Source organism: Lichenicoccus roseus (genome assembly GCF_005844085.1).
Taxonomy (GTDB): domain Bacteria; phylum Pseudomonadota; class Alphaproteobacteria; order Acetobacterales; family Acetobacteraceae; genus Lichenicoccus; species Lichenicoccus roseus.
In genome coordinates this window covers 1,117,114-1,132,466 of record NZ_VCDI01000001.1, presented here as the reverse complement: position 1 = coordinate 1,132,466, position 15,353 = coordinate 1,117,114, and the positions used below count along the sequence as shown (strand labels likewise).

Genomic DNA, 15,353 nt, shown 5'->3' with positions numbered 1-15,353 from the left:
GCTTTTAACATGCAAGCCTATCCGCGGTCATCGATGGCTCGTCGGGCTTGCGCCCCGGCTCCGCGAAACACGAAGGATGTGTCATGAGACTGGACGGCAAGATCGCGCTGATCACCGGCGGCAATAGCGGGATCGGTTTTGCGACGGCGGCCCTCTTCATTCGGGAAGGCGCGAAAGTCGCCATCACCGGCCGCAACCCCGAGACGCTCGAGGCGGCGCGGCGGGAGCTCGGTGCCGATGCGATCGCCATCCGGGCCGACCTGACCATCGCTGGCGAGATCGAGGGGGCGGTCGCGGCCGCCATCGAGCGCTTCGGCGGGCTCGACATCGTGTTTGCCAACGCCGGCATCTCGGGACCGACGCCGATTGGCGAGACCACCTTCGCGGCGTTCGACAGCATCGTGCGCACCAACCTGCACTCGGCCTTCTTCACCATCCAGGCGGCGCTGCCTCACCTGCATGCGGGCGCCTCGGTGATCCTGAACGGATCCGTCCATCAGGTCCTGGGTATTCCGGGTGCCGCGGCCTATGCCGCAAGCAAGGGGGCCATTGGCGCCATGAGCCGGGTGCTGGCATCGGAACTGGCGCCGCGCGGCATCCGGGTCAACGTGGTGGTGCCGGGAGCGACACGGACGCCTATCTGGACCAATCGTGCCCCGACGCCGGATGCGCTGGAGGCGCTGGAAGCCCGCTATAGCCGGGCGATCCCCCTCGGCCGCTTCGGAGAGGCGGATCACGTCGCCAGGGCGGTGCTGTACCTGGCCTCAGACGATGCGGGGCATACGACCGCGACCGAACTCGTCGTCGATGGCGGCACCATCGGTGCGCCCGGCGGCGCGCCCGTCTACCGGTGATGAAGTCTTCGTCCTGAAAGCGCCGCCCGGCGCCATGGCGATCCCGCCCGTGGTCAGGCCTCTGGCAGGGCTGGATCCGGACGACCGCTGCGAGCGCCCCAGAAGTGGATCAGCAGAGCGAACCCCGCTACCAGCACGTCGTCGAGTGGGTGCGGTACAAGGCCCGCACCGCCGATGCTGCCGCAACGCGACAGCGCAAGCAGGCCGGCAAGCCAGGCGAACAGCCACCACGCGGTGCCGAATGCCGGCCGGCCGGCTGCCCGGCTCCAGGCGCCGTAGACAAGGCAGGCAACGAGTTGCACCGAAAGCAGCCAGGACAGCACCGTCCAGCCGGTCCAGAACACGATCAGCGAGGCGATCATGAACGCGGCCGGTGCGATCAGTCCGAAGCCTGCCACACGAAATGGTCGCGGCAGGTCGGGCGCGGTAAGTCGCAGCGCCGCCGCGGACACCGGAGCCAGCGCATAGCTCATCATCAGCGCCGACGAGACGACGCCGATCAGCGACTGCCAGGACGGGAACGGCAGCGTCCAGAACACGGAGAGGCCGAAGGTCAGCCACAGCGCCGGGCCTGGCACGCCGGTCGCGTGGTCGACCCGCTGGAAGCGCCGAAAGAAGGTGCCGCCCGCCGACCAGGCATATAGGATGCGCGGCGTTGCGCTCATGTAGACGTTGGCGGTGCCGCTCGGCGAGACGATCGCGTCCGCCACCACCAGCAGGCCGAGCCAGGCGAGGCCGATAGCGACCGCAATATCGTGGAACGGCAGCGCCAGCCTGGTATCGAGCCCCTGCCAGCCACCGGCGATCAGCCGGGCGGGCAGCGCGCCGATGAAGGCAGCCTGCAGCAGCACGTAGACCAGCATCGACAGCAAGACCGAGGCGATCAGCGCGAACGGGATGGTGCGCTGCGGGTCCCGCACCTCGCTCGCCACCGAGACGATCGGGGTGAGGCCGAGATAGGCGAAGATGATGCCGCCGGTGGAGATGGCGGTCTCCACGCCGATGCTGCCGCCGGTGGCGAAGCCGTGCAGGGTGAAGTTGCCCGGCCGCACATGCGCCAGCAGGAACACCACCACCAGCAGCGGGACACAGAATTTGAAGAGCGTGACGATGTTGTTGATCAGGGCGAAGGTGGTGATCCCGGCGCGATTCACCATCAGCAGCAGGCCCAGCACGGCGAACTGCAACGCCCAGCCGGCCAGCGTCGGATCGCCGCCGACATCGCGGGTCAGGCCGGGGATCCAGGCACCGGCATATTGCCGCGCTGCGACTACCTCGATGGCGATCAGGCTGGAAAAGGCGATCGTGGTCACCAGCCCCATCAGGAAGCCCGGCAGCGCGCCATGCGACCATTCCGGGAACCGCACCACCGCGCCCGCCTGGGGCAGCGCCGCACCCAGCTCGCAATAGACCAGGCCGAGCAGCAGCACCGCGAGCCCCGCCACGATCCAGGAGATCAGGCTGGACGGTCCGGCGATGGAAGCCACGTGGGCGGCGGCGAACAGCCAGCCGGAGCCGAAGATCGAACCGAAGCCGATCATGGTGAGGTCGAGCCGCGAAAGGCTGCGGCGGAAGCCGGCGGTGGCGGGCGGGTCGGCGGGGGCGCGGGTCGGGGTGAACCGGTTGTCGGAGCTCACGCCTTATTTCCTGCACCGCAGGACACCCGTCGGCCCCGCCGTGCCTGCTGACCCAGCTCGTCCTACTGGATCGTGAAGCCGCCATCCACGACAAGGTTCTCGCCGTTCACCATGCCTGCGGCACCACTCGCAAGATACAGCGCCGCCAGTGCGATCTCCTCCGGCTGGGCGAAGCGCCGGGTCGGGATCCGCTGCTTCATCGTCTCGCCGGGTTCGCCGGCCCAGACCCGCCGGCCGAGCTCGGTCTCGACGATCGTCGGGCTGATCGCATTCACGGTGATGCCGCGCGGGCCCCATTCCAGGGCCAGCAGCTTCGACATGTTGATGATGGCGGCCTTCGCCGCGGAGTAGGCGACGTGGTGCGGCAGGGCGACGATGCCGGCCTGAGAAGCGATGTTGACGATCCGTCCGGAGCCCTGCTGCAGCATGACGCGGCCAACCTGGCGCGACATCAGGAACGGTGCGCGCAGGTTCAGTGCGATATGCGCGTCCCAGTCCTCCATCGTCACGTCCTCGGCCGGGGCCAGGCGCGCGAAACCGGCATTGTTGACCAGGACGTCGATCCGCCCGCAGCTGGCCGCGACCCGGTCCACCGCCTCGGTGAGCGCCGCATCGTCGGTGACGTCGACCGCGATGCCGAGATGCTGGCCCGCCCCGCCCAGGCCGGCCGCCACGTCCGACACGCGCGGATCCCGGTCCAGCAGCGCCAGCCGTGCGCCCCGCGCCGCGAAGGTCTGCGCGATCGCGAACCCGATCCCGGAGGCGCCCCCGGTCACCAGCGCGACCTTGCCGGAGAAATCGAACACGGTCTCGAACGCAAAGTCGGTCATGGACGGATCCCGCTCCCTGTCGCAGGGGCGGCTGTTGCAGGCCGCGCGCCCCGATCGAGGTCTATGATGCCGGCGGGCGCTGCACAAATCCACCCACCCCGGGACCGCGTCCGCGCCCGGACTCCGGTTCGGCGCCGGCATGGCCGGCCAGCTACGGGCGGGATCGGAAGCGCGCCCGCAGTTCGGGCAGCAGCTCGCTCCCGAACCGGCGCAGCCCGGCCTGGTAGTCGGGAAAGACGAGCATCATGCCGTCGAGATCGCACTGCTCGATCAGCGTCGACATCCGGCCGATGACGGTCTCCGGACTGCCGGCGATGTAGGGCGCGGTGATGCCGGTGCGGGCGCGGGCGGTGAAGGCGTTCTCGCAGCCGATCTCGGCATCGATCATGCCATATGACCGCATCATGCCGTGGAACGCCTCCTCGTCGAAGCCGGAGCGAAAATGCGCGACGGTCGCCTCGCCGGCGGCGTCGGTATCCTCGATGATCAGGATCATCATCGCGTAGGTGCGCAGCCGTCGTCCCGCCTGGAGCGCCAACCGCTTGGCGCCGCGGCTGACGGCAAGCACTTCGGCATCGTCGCGTCCGCCGACGAAGATGGCGTCGGTCTCCTCGACGGCGAACCGCACGCCGCGCTCCGACATGCCGGCGGCGACGATGAAGGGACGCGGGACCTGCACCGGCTTCGGATCGGAGTGGCAATCCTCGAGCGTGAAGTAGCGGCCATGCGCGGTGACCGATGGCTCGCTCCAGAGCCGCTTGATTGCCTGCAGCCACTCGGTCGCGAGGTCGTAGCGGTCGTCATGGCCGATATCGTCCGGCCACGCGCCCATCTGCGCGAACTCGCCCTTGTAGGCGCCCGGCACCACGTTCAGTCCGGCGCGGCCATGGCTGACCTGGTCGAGCGTCGCGATCATCTTGGCGGCGACGGCGGGGTTCTGCAGCAGGGTGTGGAAGGTGGTCCAGATCCGCACGCGCGAGGTCTGCGCCGCCAGCGCCGACATCAGCACGAGGCTGTCGAGCGCGCAGCGCCAATGCTGGGTGCGGCCGCCATAGCCGCGGAACTTGGCCATCGACATCAGGAAGTCGAGGCCGATTTCCTCCGCCAGCAGCGCCGCCTGGCGATTGTACTCGTACGACCCATCGATCGGCGGCGTGGTCGAGGACAGGATCCAGCCGCCATTCGCGATCGGCATGAAGATGCCGAAATCCTTGCCGCCGGTATCGGACGGCAGGCCGAAGGCGGTCGGCTGGGGCAGCATATCCATGAGGTGTCGTTCCAACCGGAATCAGGAGCGGCCAAGTGGCCAGCGGGTACCGCGGCGTCCGCCATCGTGGCGTCCCAGCTTCATATGGGCTTCGTGACGCAGCGGCACGGAACGGATTGGCGCGATGGCCATGCAGCCGCCCCGCGCCCTTTCCGGTCGGCGAAACAGCGGCATGCATCAGCGGTTTTGGTGTGCTGCAGCATGAAGTTTCTGCATTCCGGTCCCTCTTGCCGTCCCTGCTGTCACGCCATACTAGCCGGACGTTCACGGCTGGGCAGGAGGTCGGGGTGGCGATCAGCAAGGTATGTCCGGACGCACGAACGGCGCTTGCGGGACTGCTCAGGGACGGCATGACCATCATGGCCGGTGGCTTCGGCCTGTGCGGCATCCCGGCGGTGCTGATCGAGGAGATCCGGCGCAGCGGGGTGCGCGACCTCACCCTCATCTCGAACAATGCCGGTATCGATGGCGCCGGGCTCGGCACCTTGCTCGAGACCCGTCAGGTGCGACGGATGATCAGCTCGTACGTCGGCGAGAACAAGCTGTTCGCCCAGCTATACCTCGCGGGCGAGCTGGAGATCGAATTCAACCCGCAGGGCACGCTGGCAGAACGCATACGCGCCGGCGGCGCAGGCATCCCGGCCTTCTTCACGCCCACCGGCTATGGCACCGAGGTCGCCGCCGGCAAGGAGACGCGGGAGTTCGAGGGCCGGCACTACGTGATGGAGCGCGGGCTGTTCGCCGATCTCGCCATCGTGCATGCCCATCGCGGCGACAGCGAGGGCAACCTGATCTACCGGATGACGGCGCGCAACTTCAATCCGGTGATGGCGACCGCGGCCAAGGTCACCGTCGCCGAGGTCGAGGAGCTGGTCGAGCCCGGCGCGCTGGAGCACGAGGCGATCGCAACCCCGGGGATCTACGTCACGCGGCTGATCAGGCTCGACAGCGTCGACAAGCGCATCGAGCAGCGCACCGTCCGCACCCGTCAGCAGGTCTAGGAGGCCCGGAAATGCCCTGGGACAGGAACCAGATGGCTGCCCGTGCGGCGCAGGAGCTGCAGGACGGCACCTACGTCAATCTCGGCATCGGCATCCCGACGCTGGTCGCCAACCACGTGCCGCCCGGCATGGAGATCACGCTGCATTCCGAGAACGGCATGCTCGGGATCGGCCCGTTCCCCTACGAAGGCGACGAGGACCCCGACCTCATCAACGCTGGCAAGCAGACCGTCACCACGCTGCCCAAGACCAGCTTCTTCGACAGCGCCACCAGCTTCGCCATGGTGCGCGGCGGCCATATCGCGCTCTCGATCCTGGGCGGGCTGCAGGTGGCGGAGAACGGCGACCTCGCCAACTGGATGATCCCCGGCAAGATGGTGAAGGGCATGGGCGGTGCCATGGACCTGGTCGCCGGCGTGCCGCGGGTAGTGGTGCTGATGGAGCACTCGGCGAAGGGCGAGCCGAAGATCCTCACCCGCTGCACGCTGCCGTTGACCGGCGCCGGCGTGGTGAACCTGATCGTCACCGATCTCTGCGTCTTCGATGTCGGGCGGCCCGGTCTGACCCTGGTCGATCTCGCCCCGGGGGTGTCGATCGACGAGGTGCGCGCCCGCACCGGCGCCCCGTTCATCATCCATCCCGGCTTCAAGGACCCGGCACGATGACCGGTGTCTTCATTGTCTCCGGCGTGCGCACCGCCGTCGGCACCTTCGGCGGCACCCTCAAGAACACGCCGCCGATCGATCTCGCGACCACCGTGGCCGGAGAGGCGATGCGTCGTGCCGCCATACCGAGGCGCGCGATGCCTGCCTGCCGCGCGTGGTGGCGCTGCAGTCGGGCATGAAGGTGGAAACGCCTGCCTTCGCGGTGAACCGGCTGTGCGGCTCCGGCCTGCAGGCGGTGGTCTCCGCGGCGCAGGGCATCATGCCGGGCGATGCCGAGATCGCAGTCGCCGGCGGTGCCGAGGTGATGAGCCGCATTCCCTATACGGTGCCGGCGGCCCGCTTCGGCGCGCGCATGGGCGATACCAAGTCGATCGACAGCATGGTGGCGCTGCCCACGGATCCGTTCGACACCATCCACACAGGGTAGGGGCGGAGAACGTCGCCAGCCGCTACGGCATCACCCGCCAGCAGCAGGACGACGCCGCCTTCGGGAGCCACCGGCGCGCCTCGTCGGCCACCCGCGAGGGCCGTTCAAGGAGCAGATCCTGCCGGTCGAGGTGAAGCAGGGCCGCAGGACCGTGCTGTTCGACACCGACGAGCACATCCGCCACGACGCCAGGCGGGAGGATTTCGACGGCCTGCGGGCGGCGTTCCTCAAGGAGCAGGGCACCGTCACCGCCGGCAGCGCGTCCGGCATCAACGACGCTGCCGCTGCCCTGGTGCTGGCCAGCGAGGCGGCGGTGCAAAAGCATGGCCTGGCGCCGCTGGCGAGGCTGGTCTCGTATGCCCATGCCGGGGTGGAGCCGGCCTACATGGGATCGGCCCGGTGCCGGCCACGCGGACGGCGCTGGCGCGGGCGGGGCTCGGCATCGGCGACCTCGCGGTGATCGAAAGCAACGAGGCGTTTGCGGCGCAGACCTGTGCGGTCACGCAGGAACTCGGCCTCGATCCGGCGAAGGTCAACCCGAGCGGCAGCGGCATCTCGATCGGCCATCCGGTCGGTTGCACCGGCGCGATGAACACCATCAAGCTGGCCAACGAGCTCCGCCGCACCGCGGCCCGCTACGGCCTGGTCACCATGTGCATCGGCGGTGGCCAGGGCATCGCCGCCGTGCTGGAAAGGGTCTGACCGCCAGCGCCCTGGATGGGGGCAAACCCATCCAGTGGCGCGATGGCGGCAGGCGGGGCGGTCGTGACGATGTCGCCGGATCGACCGCGGTGGTCCCGGTCGCGCTCGGGCCAATGCTCCAGAAAGCGTTCAAGGCCGGTTCGACCCAAAATCCGGATCCGTCCACGCGTCGCATGGAGAAGGCCGGCCTGCTGCAGGGCGGTGACCGCGATGGTGACGCCGGCGCGCCGGACGCCCAGCGCGATTGCAATCGATCCGTGCGTGACGGGCAGGTCGTCGCCCTCGATGCGGTCGTGCGCCATCAGCAGCCAGCGGGCGCAGCGCATGATGAGCGTGTCGGTCACGCTCGATGCGGCGACCTGCACGACCTGCCGGGTCAGCAGGAGCACTGAGTTCAAGGCCAGCCTCTGCAGGACCGGCGTCGTGTCGATGACCCGGTGCAGATCCGCGACCGCGATACGCAGGCCGCTGCCGGGCAGCAGCATGGCCACGGTCCCGAAAGCCGCCGCGTGCCTGTCCAGCAGCGCCAGGCCGCCCACCATGCTCTCCGGGCCGATCATCGCCACCTGCACCGCCGGTCGGCCGGGAGCGCTCCGGGCCAGCATCGCCGCAACCCCGCTTTCGATGAAGTAGGCATGATCAAGGACCTGCCCGTCCTGGGTGAGCGGCTGCCCGGTCAGCAGCCGCACCCGGGACAGGTAGGGCCGCAGGATTGCTTCCTCAGCGTGTGGGATTGCCACCAGGATCCGATTGGACGTGAAGATGGCATTTGCGACTCGTGTCAACCTGGCGCATCCCGTTCCATGGCACTCGGCAAGCAGAACGGGATTTTCCCGGAGCTGCCTGATCGCGACAAGTAACAAGCAGAAAGTGGCAAAGTTCGACAGTCACCATTACTGTAGAGGTGCTGTATTATCCCCTGATGGGCAATATTACGTTACCACCCGCGCGGCCTCGGCGACCCGGGCAGGGACCCCGGATCACGCCTCGGCGGCCGCGGGGAACTCGTTGGTGACCTGATCGCGAACGAGCAGGCTGTCGTCGTCGTCCATGCGGGAGCAATAGCCAAGCAGCCCGACGAAGCTGATCAGGTTACGGTTGCCGATCGTCAGCATGCCGAAATCACTTTCGTCGCTCTTGAGCGCCCCGGCGGTCAGCGAAGCGTGCCGGAGGCCGGGTGCCGCCCGCGTATCACTCCTCGCCCCGATCTCCGGTCCGGCCTGGCGCCGTCGGATCCGTCCCAGAAGTCGGCTGCCGGCAGTCACTGCGTCGTCTTTCGGCCGGCCTGGGCCATACCCGTGCGTCCCTTGGCCGGAAGATGGCGGGAATCATGCAGATGGATGACCGTGCCACTCTCTCGCGAGCCGAAGGACATGATCGGCGGCGGGACGATCCTGATCATCGACGCATAGTCCGGCCGCAAGCTCGGATCTTCGAGATTCTCCGGATCGCCCGACGGGTTCCGCGCGTAGGTCTCGACCGTCTCCTCGGTTTCGACCGCGGGGCTTTTCATCGCGTCGCGATTATTGACCGCCCAGATCGCTGCCTGCGTGCGGTTGGAGACGCGGATCTTGCGCAGCAGCGTCTTGACGTACGCCTTTACGGTCGCTTCCGCGAGATCGAGGTTGCGGGCGATCGCCTTATTCGACAGGCCGTCCGCGAGGCAATGCAGAACCTGCAGTTCTCGCGCGGACAGCATGTTGGAAGGGTCGTACGACGAAACCAAGCCGGCCTTGCCGGTCGCACCAGACTTGCCTGCGGCCATGCTGGCGGCGTCGCCACCGGCGAGGTGAATAGCCGCAAGCTCCGCCTCCGCAGCCGGCGACAGATCGGTGGAACGGCGCCGTAGAGGATTGGAAGGCGCCTCCATCGAGCGTGCGCTCAGAAGCCTCAGCCCGAGCAGGATCAGCCGCAGCGAGTGACCAAGGATGTCGCCGGATACATTCGTTCGGAAGATGCCGTTGACGCCGGCCCGCACCACGTCGCGATACACCGCCTGTGGCAGATCCTGCGAAATGATGACGATGCGGATGTCGGGGTGCAGCCGACGCGCCGCCGCCAGCTCATCGAGCTGGACTGCCAGTTCCTCGACATCGACGACGAGGATGCAAAGCGCCGGGCATGTCTCGATATCGTAGGCAAGCAAGCCGGACAGGTCGTCGCATGTCAGGGCAATTTCGAAATGCCGGGCCTGGAGGATTTGCAAGAAGGTGCTACGTCGTTGAATATCGCGACCGATCAGAATGAGGTTGCTCGCGTCCACTGCAGAACTCCTACGCAATACGCGGTATGGGCTTGGCCACCCTATGAGCGACGTGATCGAGTTGCTCGCGAAATGCCCTGATCCGGCCTCAGGCCTGGGAAGACAGCGTAACGAATTGTTGTCCCCCCGACTACCGAGGTCACGTCATAACCCTGTGAAATCTCAATGCTTGATCTTGTAACCTCGTGTGGACTTAACCTCGCAGTGTTCGGATTGACTATCAGACCTCAATCTGATCAGGCCTGCAGGTTCAGATCTACATAGCGTCTTCTTGCAACGGGCTGACTGAGAGCTACGGAAGGCTCGCGCCATCAGCCTGCGGCCAATCAAAGGCATTGTTGTCTTGCCGATCATGTTGTCCGACCTGCTCCACGGCCGGTGCCCGCCAATTGCGGCCGCGAACGCGGCCACCAGTCGGAACAGGCGTCGTTCCGATCCGGTCAAGGCTACCCGCATTGAGGCGCCGCTCGGCGCGTGCGCACTTCCAGGAGCGGGTGAGAATGCTCGCGATCCGTTCATAGGTGAAACGCTGTTCGACCTGCAGCAGTCCGGCCCGGCCTGCATCCTGCAGCAGCTCGGGATGGTCGCATAGAACGTCCAGACAATCGGCCAGGACGCCAGGAGATCGTTCCGGCACGACCCAGCCGCCATCGCCGACGACATCCGGAATGGCGCCGCACGTCGATCCTACCAGAGTCGTGCCGCAAGTCTGGGATTCGATGATGGCGCGACCGAACTGCTTTCGTACGCACCCCGACGTACGGATCAGAAGCACCGACAGGTCGATCGCGTTGACGAAGCATGCGACGTCGCCGGGGTTGCCCCAGCGATGCACACCGACCCGGCTTGCAAGGCCGAGGATACGGGCGCGGTCGAGCAGAGCGGCCCCAATTTGCCCCTGGCCGAGCAGCGCCAGGCTGGGCTTCGACCGCATCGGCGCCATCGCGTCGAGAAGATCGTCAAGACCCTTCTCCTCCACCAGCCGTCCGACATAGCCGATCGTCGTACCCTGGATCCCGAACCGCGCCCGGCAGGCGGCGCGATCGAGCGGTCGGAAGGCGTTCTGGAGGACACCATAGCGGATGATGTCGTGCGCGCCGCGCTGGCCCGGGGCGATCCGGCCGAAGCCGTGGTCTCGGTGCTGATCCCGATCGCGAGCGTATACGGTCTGTTCGAGTATACCGATCCGCCGGACTGGGACCGCTACTGGATGATCTCGTCCAAGATGGGCTCGATCGGCAATCCTCTGCCGTTCCAGGTGTGCGTGTTCAGCACGATGAACTCGCCGGAGACCTTTGCCACCTGCGGGCTGCTATTCGCCGGTCTATACATGCGCAGCTGGCAGGCGGCGGATCATCGACGGCCAGATCGTCGCCTGCTGGGTGCAGATGGGACTGGTGCTTGGCCTCGTATGCCCGGTGGCCGTCGCATGGGCGGGCATCCAGGGGATCGTCGAGGCGGTGCGTGCGGCCGACCAGCGCCAGGCGGTCCCGGCTGCCTTGTTGATCGCGCAGTTGTTGCAGATGCCGATGGCCGGGATCACGACCGGCGAATTGGGCTTTCTGTTCTGGGCCGTGGTGGGCCTCGCATTGGCCGCGGGCGAGGCGGCTGGCCGCCGGTCGCTCTAGCCACGCGGCCTCAGGCTGCCGAAGGTGATCGCCGCGATGCCGGCGAACAGGATCGGGCCGGACCAGACGCCCAATGCAAACCGGGGCAGCAGCCCGCAGGCGACCAGCACCCAGCAGAGCAGGATCGCGACGGACTGGCCGTCATCGACGAACAGGTGCCAGAGCTGTCGGGGCAGGCGGCGCAGGAAGTTCATGGCGCGATCAGCCCCTTGCAGCCCCGCGTGCGAGGATCGACGCGCCCAGCACGGACAGCAGCAGGAAACCGAGACCCAGCGGCAGGATCGCAAGGTCCTCGCCCGGCCAGGACAAGCCGGCGCCTTCGCCGATCCAGAACGTGCCGAGCCCTGCCAGCATCGCGCCGATCAGCCGCTTGAGGCTGTTCTCCGGCACCCGGGTGATCGGACCATGCAGCAGCAGGCCCAGCGCGCAGACCGCGGCAAAGGCTGCCCCGGCCCCGGCGGTCGCGGCACGCAGCGCGGACGGACCGGCGGCGCCGACGGCGAGCACGATGAACACGACCTCCAGCCCCTCGAAGGCAGTGGCCTGGAAGGCGATCGCCAGTGCCGGCGCGTCCCAGCGCCCACCGCGCGCGCCCAGCCCGGCAAAGCGTTCCGTATGCCGGCGCAGGCTTTCGGCCTCGTCGCGCAGGGGGATCAGCCCGGCAGCCCGGCGGGTCGACTTGCGCAGCCAGCGAGTGCCGAACAGCAGCAGCAGGATCCCGAGCCCGAGCAGCGCGGCACCGGTCGGCAGGTGCGGGATGGCCTGCCCGAACAAGGCCAGCAGCAGCACCAGCAGCATCATCGCGGCGGCGGCGCCGCACAGGGCCGAGCGCCAGGAGCGTGCGGCGCCGAGTGCCAGCACGACCGTCAGCGCCTCGATGAACTCGACCAGCGAGGCGGCCCCGGAGGTGAGCGCAGCGGTCATCAGTTGAGGGGATGGCATGGGATGGAATGAGGAGCACGCCAGATTGGGCCTGTCGATATCGGGGGAAAGACATTCCCCGCCGGCACCCCTTCAAGGTAGACCTCGCGCGGCCGGGAAGGATCAGACCGATGTGGCGGACGCTTGCCTCCGAGACCCTGATCAAGGATCGCTGGATCGACGTGCGCGCGGATCGGTGCATCACGCCATCCGGCGCCGAGATCAGCCCGTACTATGTGCTCACCTATCCGGACTGGGTGCATGTCGTCGCCCTGACACCGGATCGCGGCCTGGTACTTGTCCGTCAGTATCGCCATGCGGCGGGCCAGTGGCTGCTGGGACTGCCGGCCGGCGTGGTGGATGGTGGCGACGACGACGTCGAGCGCTCGGCCCGGCGCGAGCTTGCTGAGGAGAGCGGCTTCATGTCGGACCGCTGGCGCAAGGTCAGCGCCCTCTATCCCAATCCGGCCACCCACACCAACCGCGTGCACACCTTCGTCGCCCTCGATGCCGTCGCCACCCAGGCGCCGCAACTCGATGAAGGCGAGGAGGGGCTCGAGGTCATCGTACGGCCGATCGACGAGGTCCTGGCCGGACTGGAAGATGGCATCTTCCAGCAGGCGACTCACGTGTCGTCGCTGCTGCTGGCGATGCGGTCGATCGACGCCCTCCGATAAGGATTATAGCGAACCGGAAGCCGATCTTGCCGGGGCAGGACGCCATGACAACCCAGGCGCCTTCATTGATGCAAAGGCGATTGAGTGGGCGACAGGGCAGCGCCTGGATGACGAGGAGGCTCTGCGGCGGCACCACCTGGAAGCCGAAGTGATTTACCGAAGAAATACCGATCAGACTGTTTCCAGACCGAGCTATCCGGTCAGATAGAGCCTATAGGAGGCGTAGAACTACTTAGTAGCCTGAGTATTTTCCGAGGGGCAAGAAGCTCCACCCCGCGGTGGAGATCGATTTGGATCATTACAGGATCTACAAGCTGGACCAGAACCACCAGATCCTGAAGCGCAGCGACGTAGAGAGCGACGACGCCGAACATGCATTCATGATCGCTCGCGTCTTCCTGCAGGACGGGTGGCTGGCCGAGGTCTGGAGTGGTTCCTCCAAGCTCGACGTTCCGCTTCTGGTCACGGGGAACGATCATCCAGAGCCTGAGCCCGATGCAATCGCCATCCCTTTGGCACCCCCGCTTCCACCGTTGACCACGTAGGCCAGGAACCAGATGGTCAACGCCATTCGAGACGGCACGTCGGACTGGCGCATCAGTTTCCACTGGACCGCTACTGGCGCTGAAGAAGAACAAGCTGAAAGTCTCATAGTCTTCGGTATCGCGGAGGAGGCGGTGGCCCTTGAAGAAGCCAATCTTTCGCTCGGCCTGGCAGAAAGACGCTTCAGCATAACCAGCATTGCCAAGACCGGACTGCCATTCCTCCTGCCGCTATGGATGACCTCCTCGGACCACTGACATCCTGCCGCGTGATCGGAGTGCCCAAACCTCGGACCAAAGGACAGCAGCGATGATCAGAACGATAGATGTCCTGGTGGTGGAGGATCGGGAGCTTCTCCAGATCATGCTGACCGAATCGCTGATCGACGACGGTCTTTCCGTGACTCTGGCGGCGGACGGGACCCAGGCGATGTCCATGTTGAGCCAGGAAGGCATGGACTATCGCGCGCTCATCGTCGACGTGAACCTGCCCGGGTCGATCTCGGGCTGGGATGTTGCTCGACGAGCCCGCTGGCTGAGGCCGACCATGTCGGTGCTCTACGTCACAGGCTACGATGCCACCGACTGGATCGCGAAGGGCGTACCGGGCAGCCAGATCCTGACCAAACCGTTCGCCATGACCACGATGCTCATGATGGTGAGCCACCTCATCAGCGTCTCCCCGGTCTCGATGCTGCACTGACATCCAAATCAGTCTGGAACCCTTGGCGTCCCGCAGTCTGATTCTGCAGTAGCCGGCCGCTGGTATCCGGAGTGGCCTGAATGTGGCGGATAAGCCGGTCCGCCAACTCATCCAGCAAGCACAGCGGAACGTCGGAACCGCAGCACCGACAGGACGAAGAACAGCGTCCCTAGCCCGGCGATCGCCAGGAAGTCGCGCCATATCGCCGGGATCCCGCCGCCACGCATCAGGATGGTCTGCGCGAAGCTCACGAAATGCGTCGTGGCGACCGCCTGCATCACCATCCGCAGGATCCATGGCTCGCTGCCGATCGGCGTGGTGCCGCCCGACAGGAGGATGGACGGGCTGTAGACCAGCAGGAACAGCAGCCCGAACTGCGGCATCGATTTGACCACGGTGGCCAGGAAGAGGCCGACGGCGAGCGAATAGAACAGGTAGAGCGCGACGCCGGCGAGGAACAGCGGGATCGAGCCGGCGATCGGCACGTGCAACAGCAGCCGCACCACGAAGACCAGGGAGAAAGCGGTGGCTGCCAGGATGACGAGGCCGTTCGCGATTACCTTCGCGAGCGCGATCTCGACCGGGGACAGCGGCAGCGTCAGAAGGTGATCGAGGGTGCCATGCTCGCGCTCGCGTATCACCGCCGCCCCGGACAGGATGATGGACAGCATGGTGATGTTGTTGACGATGCCCATGATGCTCATGAACCATCCAGAGGACGCGTTCGGGTTATAGAGCAGGTGGATCGCGACCTGCACGGCGTCCGGGGCGACGCGATCGGTCCTGGTATCGTGGTGGCGGATCTCGTTGAGGATGATGTTCTCGACATAGGTGCTGCCGATCCCGGCTTGCATCGCCGCGGTGGCGTCGATATCGACCTGCGCCGCTGGCGAGCGGCCCGCCTGCACGTCGCGCTCGAAGTGCGGCGGCAGCACGACGACGAAGGTGTACGCGGCATCGTCCAGCACATGCTGTGTCGCTGTCGGATCGATGGAAACCGCCGGCTTGAAATACGGCGGCAGGAAGTCGCGGGCGATCGCCTCCGATAGCTGCGATCGATCCTCGTCGGCGATCGCGACCGTCGCATCGTGCACTTCCTGCGCGGTGTTGTTCGTCTGCGCCACGATGGCGAAGGTGAAGCTGTATGCGAGCAGCACCAGCATGACGGTGTCGTTCAGGAAGCTGCGCAGCTCCTTGGTGCCGAGCCAGAAGATGTTGGAGGAGGATACCCCCACG

General features: G+C 66.7%; 22 protein-coding genes. 12 read left to right on the top strand and 10 right to left on the bottom strand.

Features of this window, described 5'->3' with window-relative positions; all coding sequences use genetic code 11:
• Nucleotides 1–83: 83 nt before the first annotated feature.
• On the top strand, nucleotides 84–854 hold the full coding sequence (locus FE263_RS05135; protein WP_138324801.1) for an SDR family oxidoreductase: 771 nt from the start codon (nucleotides 84–86) through the stop codon (nucleotides 852–854).
• Nucleotides 855–907: 53 nt separating this feature from the next.
• Here FE263_RS05135 and FE263_RS05130 read toward each other — a convergent pair whose 3' ends face one another.
• The 3 genes from FE263_RS05130 to FE263_RS05120 all read right to left on the bottom strand — a co-directional run bounded on the left by FE263_RS05130 (nucleotide 908) and on the right by FE263_RS05120 (nucleotide 4,588).
• The gene (locus FE263_RS05130; RefSeq protein WP_240758993.1) at nucleotides 908–2,491 is read right to left on the bottom strand and encodes an APC family permease; all 1,584 of its coding nucleotides are present in this window, start codon (nucleotides 2,489–2,491) and stop codon (nucleotides 908–910) included.
• A 62-nt stretch (nucleotides 2,492–2,553) separates the two neighbouring features.
• Nucleotides 2,554–3,321, bottom strand: a complete 768-nt coding sequence (locus FE263_RS05125; RefSeq protein ID WP_138324800.1) for an SDR family oxidoreductase — start codon at nucleotides 3,319–3,321, stop codon at nucleotides 2,554–2,556.
• Between the two features lie 151 nt (nucleotides 3,322–3,472).
• Nucleotides 3,473–4,588 (bottom strand): LLM class flavin-dependent oxidoreductase, encoded by a 1,116-nt coding sequence (locus FE263_RS05120; RefSeq protein ID WP_240758992.1) that lies wholly within the window; start codon nucleotides 4,586–4,588, stop codon nucleotides 3,473–3,475.
• A gap of 293 nt (nucleotides 4,589–4,881) precedes the next feature.
• On the opposite strand from FE263_RS05120, the gene FE263_RS05115 reads away from it, so the two are divergent.
• From FE263_RS05115 to FE263_RS22455, 6 genes are all read left to right on the top strand, one after another.
• Entirely contained in the window at nucleotides 4,882–5,589 is a 708-nt protein-coding gene (locus FE263_RS05115; protein WP_138324961.1) for a CoA transferase subunit A, read from the top strand.
• A gap of 11 nt (nucleotides 5,590–5,600) precedes the next feature.
• Nucleotides 5,601–6,254 carry a CoA transferase subunit B gene (locus FE263_RS05110; protein ID WP_138324799.1) on the top strand — a complete coding sequence of 218 codons (654 nt, stop codon included), beginning with the start codon at nucleotides 5,601–5,603 and terminating at the stop codon, nucleotides 6,252–6,254.
• On the top strand, nucleotides 6,251–6,433 hold the full coding sequence (locus tag FE263_RS22465; RefSeq protein ID WP_240758991.1) for a hypothetical protein: 183 nt from the start codon (nucleotides 6,251–6,253) through the stop codon (nucleotides 6,431–6,433). The genes FE263_RS05110 and FE263_RS22465 overlap by 4 nt, the downstream gene beginning before the upstream one ends.
• On the top strand, nucleotides 6,400–6,681 hold the full coding sequence (locus FE263_RS22780) for a thiolase family protein (protein ID WP_338086661.1): 282 nt from the start codon (nucleotides 6,400–6,402) through the stop codon (nucleotides 6,679–6,681). Before FE263_RS22465 ends, FE263_RS22780 begins: the two co-directional genes overlap by 34 nt.
• A gap of 130 nt (nucleotides 6,682–6,811) precedes the next feature.
• The gene (locus FE263_RS22775) at nucleotides 6,812–7,141 is read left to right on the top strand and encodes a thiolase family protein (protein WP_276611162.1); all 330 of its coding nucleotides are present in this window, start codon (nucleotides 6,812–6,814) and stop codon (nucleotides 7,139–7,141) included.
• Nucleotides 7,081–7,383 (top strand): hypothetical protein, encoded by a 303-nt coding sequence (locus tag FE263_RS22455; protein WP_240758990.1) that lies wholly within the window; start codon nucleotides 7,081–7,083, stop codon nucleotides 7,381–7,383. The genes FE263_RS22775 and FE263_RS22455 overlap by 61 nt, the downstream gene beginning before the upstream one ends.
• Here the strand turns inward: FE263_RS22455 and FE263_RS05100 are convergent.
• The 4 genes from FE263_RS05100 to FE263_RS05085 all read right to left on the bottom strand — a co-directional run bounded on the left by FE263_RS05100 (nucleotide 7,317) and on the right by FE263_RS05085 (nucleotide 10,646).
• Nucleotides 7,317–8,123: a Crp/Fnr family transcriptional regulator gene (locus FE263_RS05100; protein ID WP_138324798.1), complete on the bottom strand. Its 807-nt coding sequence runs from the start codon at nucleotides 8,121–8,123 to the stop codon at nucleotides 7,317–7,319. The genes FE263_RS22455 and FE263_RS05100 overlap by 67 nt on opposite strands.
• Nucleotides 8,124–8,363: 240 nt before the next feature.
• Nucleotides 8,364–8,648, bottom strand: a complete 285-nt coding sequence (locus FE263_RS05095; RefSeq protein ID WP_138324797.1) for a hypothetical protein — start codon at nucleotides 8,646–8,648, stop codon at nucleotides 8,364–8,366.
• Nucleotides 8,645–9,646 carry a helix-turn-helix transcriptional regulator gene (locus FE263_RS22450; RefSeq protein WP_240758989.1) on the bottom strand — a complete coding sequence of 334 codons (1,002 nt, stop codon included), beginning with the start codon at nucleotides 9,644–9,646 and terminating at the stop codon, nucleotides 8,645–8,647. The genes FE263_RS05095 and FE263_RS22450 overlap by 4 nt, the downstream gene beginning before the upstream one ends.
• A gap of 292 nt (nucleotides 9,647–9,938) precedes the next feature.
• Nucleotides 9,939–10,646 (bottom strand): glycosyltransferase family 4 protein, encoded by a 708-nt coding sequence (locus FE263_RS05085; protein WP_276611172.1) that lies wholly within the window; start codon nucleotides 10,644–10,646, stop codon nucleotides 9,939–9,941.
• A gap of 295 nt (nucleotides 10,647–10,941) precedes the next feature.
• Between FE263_RS05085 and FE263_RS05080 the strand changes: the two genes are divergently transcribed.
• Complete coding sequence (locus tag FE263_RS05080) at nucleotides 10,942–11,274, top strand: hypothetical protein (protein ID WP_171033940.1); 333 nt, start codon at nucleotides 10,942–10,944, stop codon at nucleotides 11,272–11,274.
• On the opposite strand, the gene FE263_RS05075 is transcribed toward FE263_RS05080, so the two are convergent.
• Nucleotides 11,271–11,468, bottom strand: a complete 198-nt coding sequence (locus tag FE263_RS05075) for a hypothetical protein (RefSeq protein ID WP_138324794.1) — start codon at nucleotides 11,466–11,468, stop codon at nucleotides 11,271–11,273. The genes FE263_RS05080 and FE263_RS05075 overlap by 4 nt on opposite strands.
• Before the next feature lie 7 nt (nucleotides 11,469–11,475).
• Nucleotides 11,476–12,198, bottom strand: a complete 723-nt coding sequence (locus FE263_RS05070) for a hypothetical protein (protein ID WP_171033939.1) — start codon at nucleotides 12,196–12,198, stop codon at nucleotides 11,476–11,478.
• Nucleotides 12,199–12,326: 128 nt separating this feature from the next.
• Here FE263_RS05070 and FE263_RS05065 point away from each other — a divergent pair, with 128 nt between their 5' ends.
• The 4 genes from FE263_RS05065 (at nucleotide 12,327) to FE263_RS05050 (ending at nucleotide 14,117) form a co-directional block, all read left to right on the top strand.
• Entirely contained in the window at nucleotides 12,327–12,872 is a 546-nt protein-coding gene (locus FE263_RS05065; RefSeq protein WP_138324792.1) for an NUDIX hydrolase, read from the top strand.
• 278 nt (nucleotides 12,873–13,150) lie between these two features.
• Nucleotides 13,151–13,417: a hypothetical protein gene (locus FE263_RS05060; RefSeq protein ID WP_138324791.1), complete on the top strand. Its 267-nt coding sequence runs from the start codon at nucleotides 13,151–13,153 to the stop codon at nucleotides 13,415–13,417.
• A 12-nt stretch (nucleotides 13,418–13,429) separates the two neighbouring features.
• Nucleotides 13,430–13,672 carry a hypothetical protein gene (locus FE263_RS05055; RefSeq protein ID WP_138324790.1) on the top strand — a complete coding sequence of 81 codons (243 nt, stop codon included), beginning with the start codon at nucleotides 13,430–13,432 and terminating at the stop codon, nucleotides 13,670–13,672.
• Nucleotides 13,673–13,724: 52 nt separating this feature from the next.
• Entirely contained in the window at nucleotides 13,725–14,117 is a 393-nt protein-coding gene (locus FE263_RS05050) for a response regulator (RefSeq protein WP_138324789.1), read from the top strand.
• 107 nt (nucleotides 14,118–14,224) lie between these two features.
• Here the strand turns inward: FE263_RS05050 and FE263_RS05045 are convergent, their stop codons facing one another.
• On the bottom strand, nucleotides 14,225–15,352 hold the full coding sequence (locus FE263_RS05045; RefSeq protein ID WP_138324788.1) for an ABC transporter permease: 1,128 nt from the start codon (nucleotides 15,350–15,352) through the stop codon (nucleotides 14,225–14,227).
• Nucleotide 15,353: the final 1 nt, after the last annotated feature.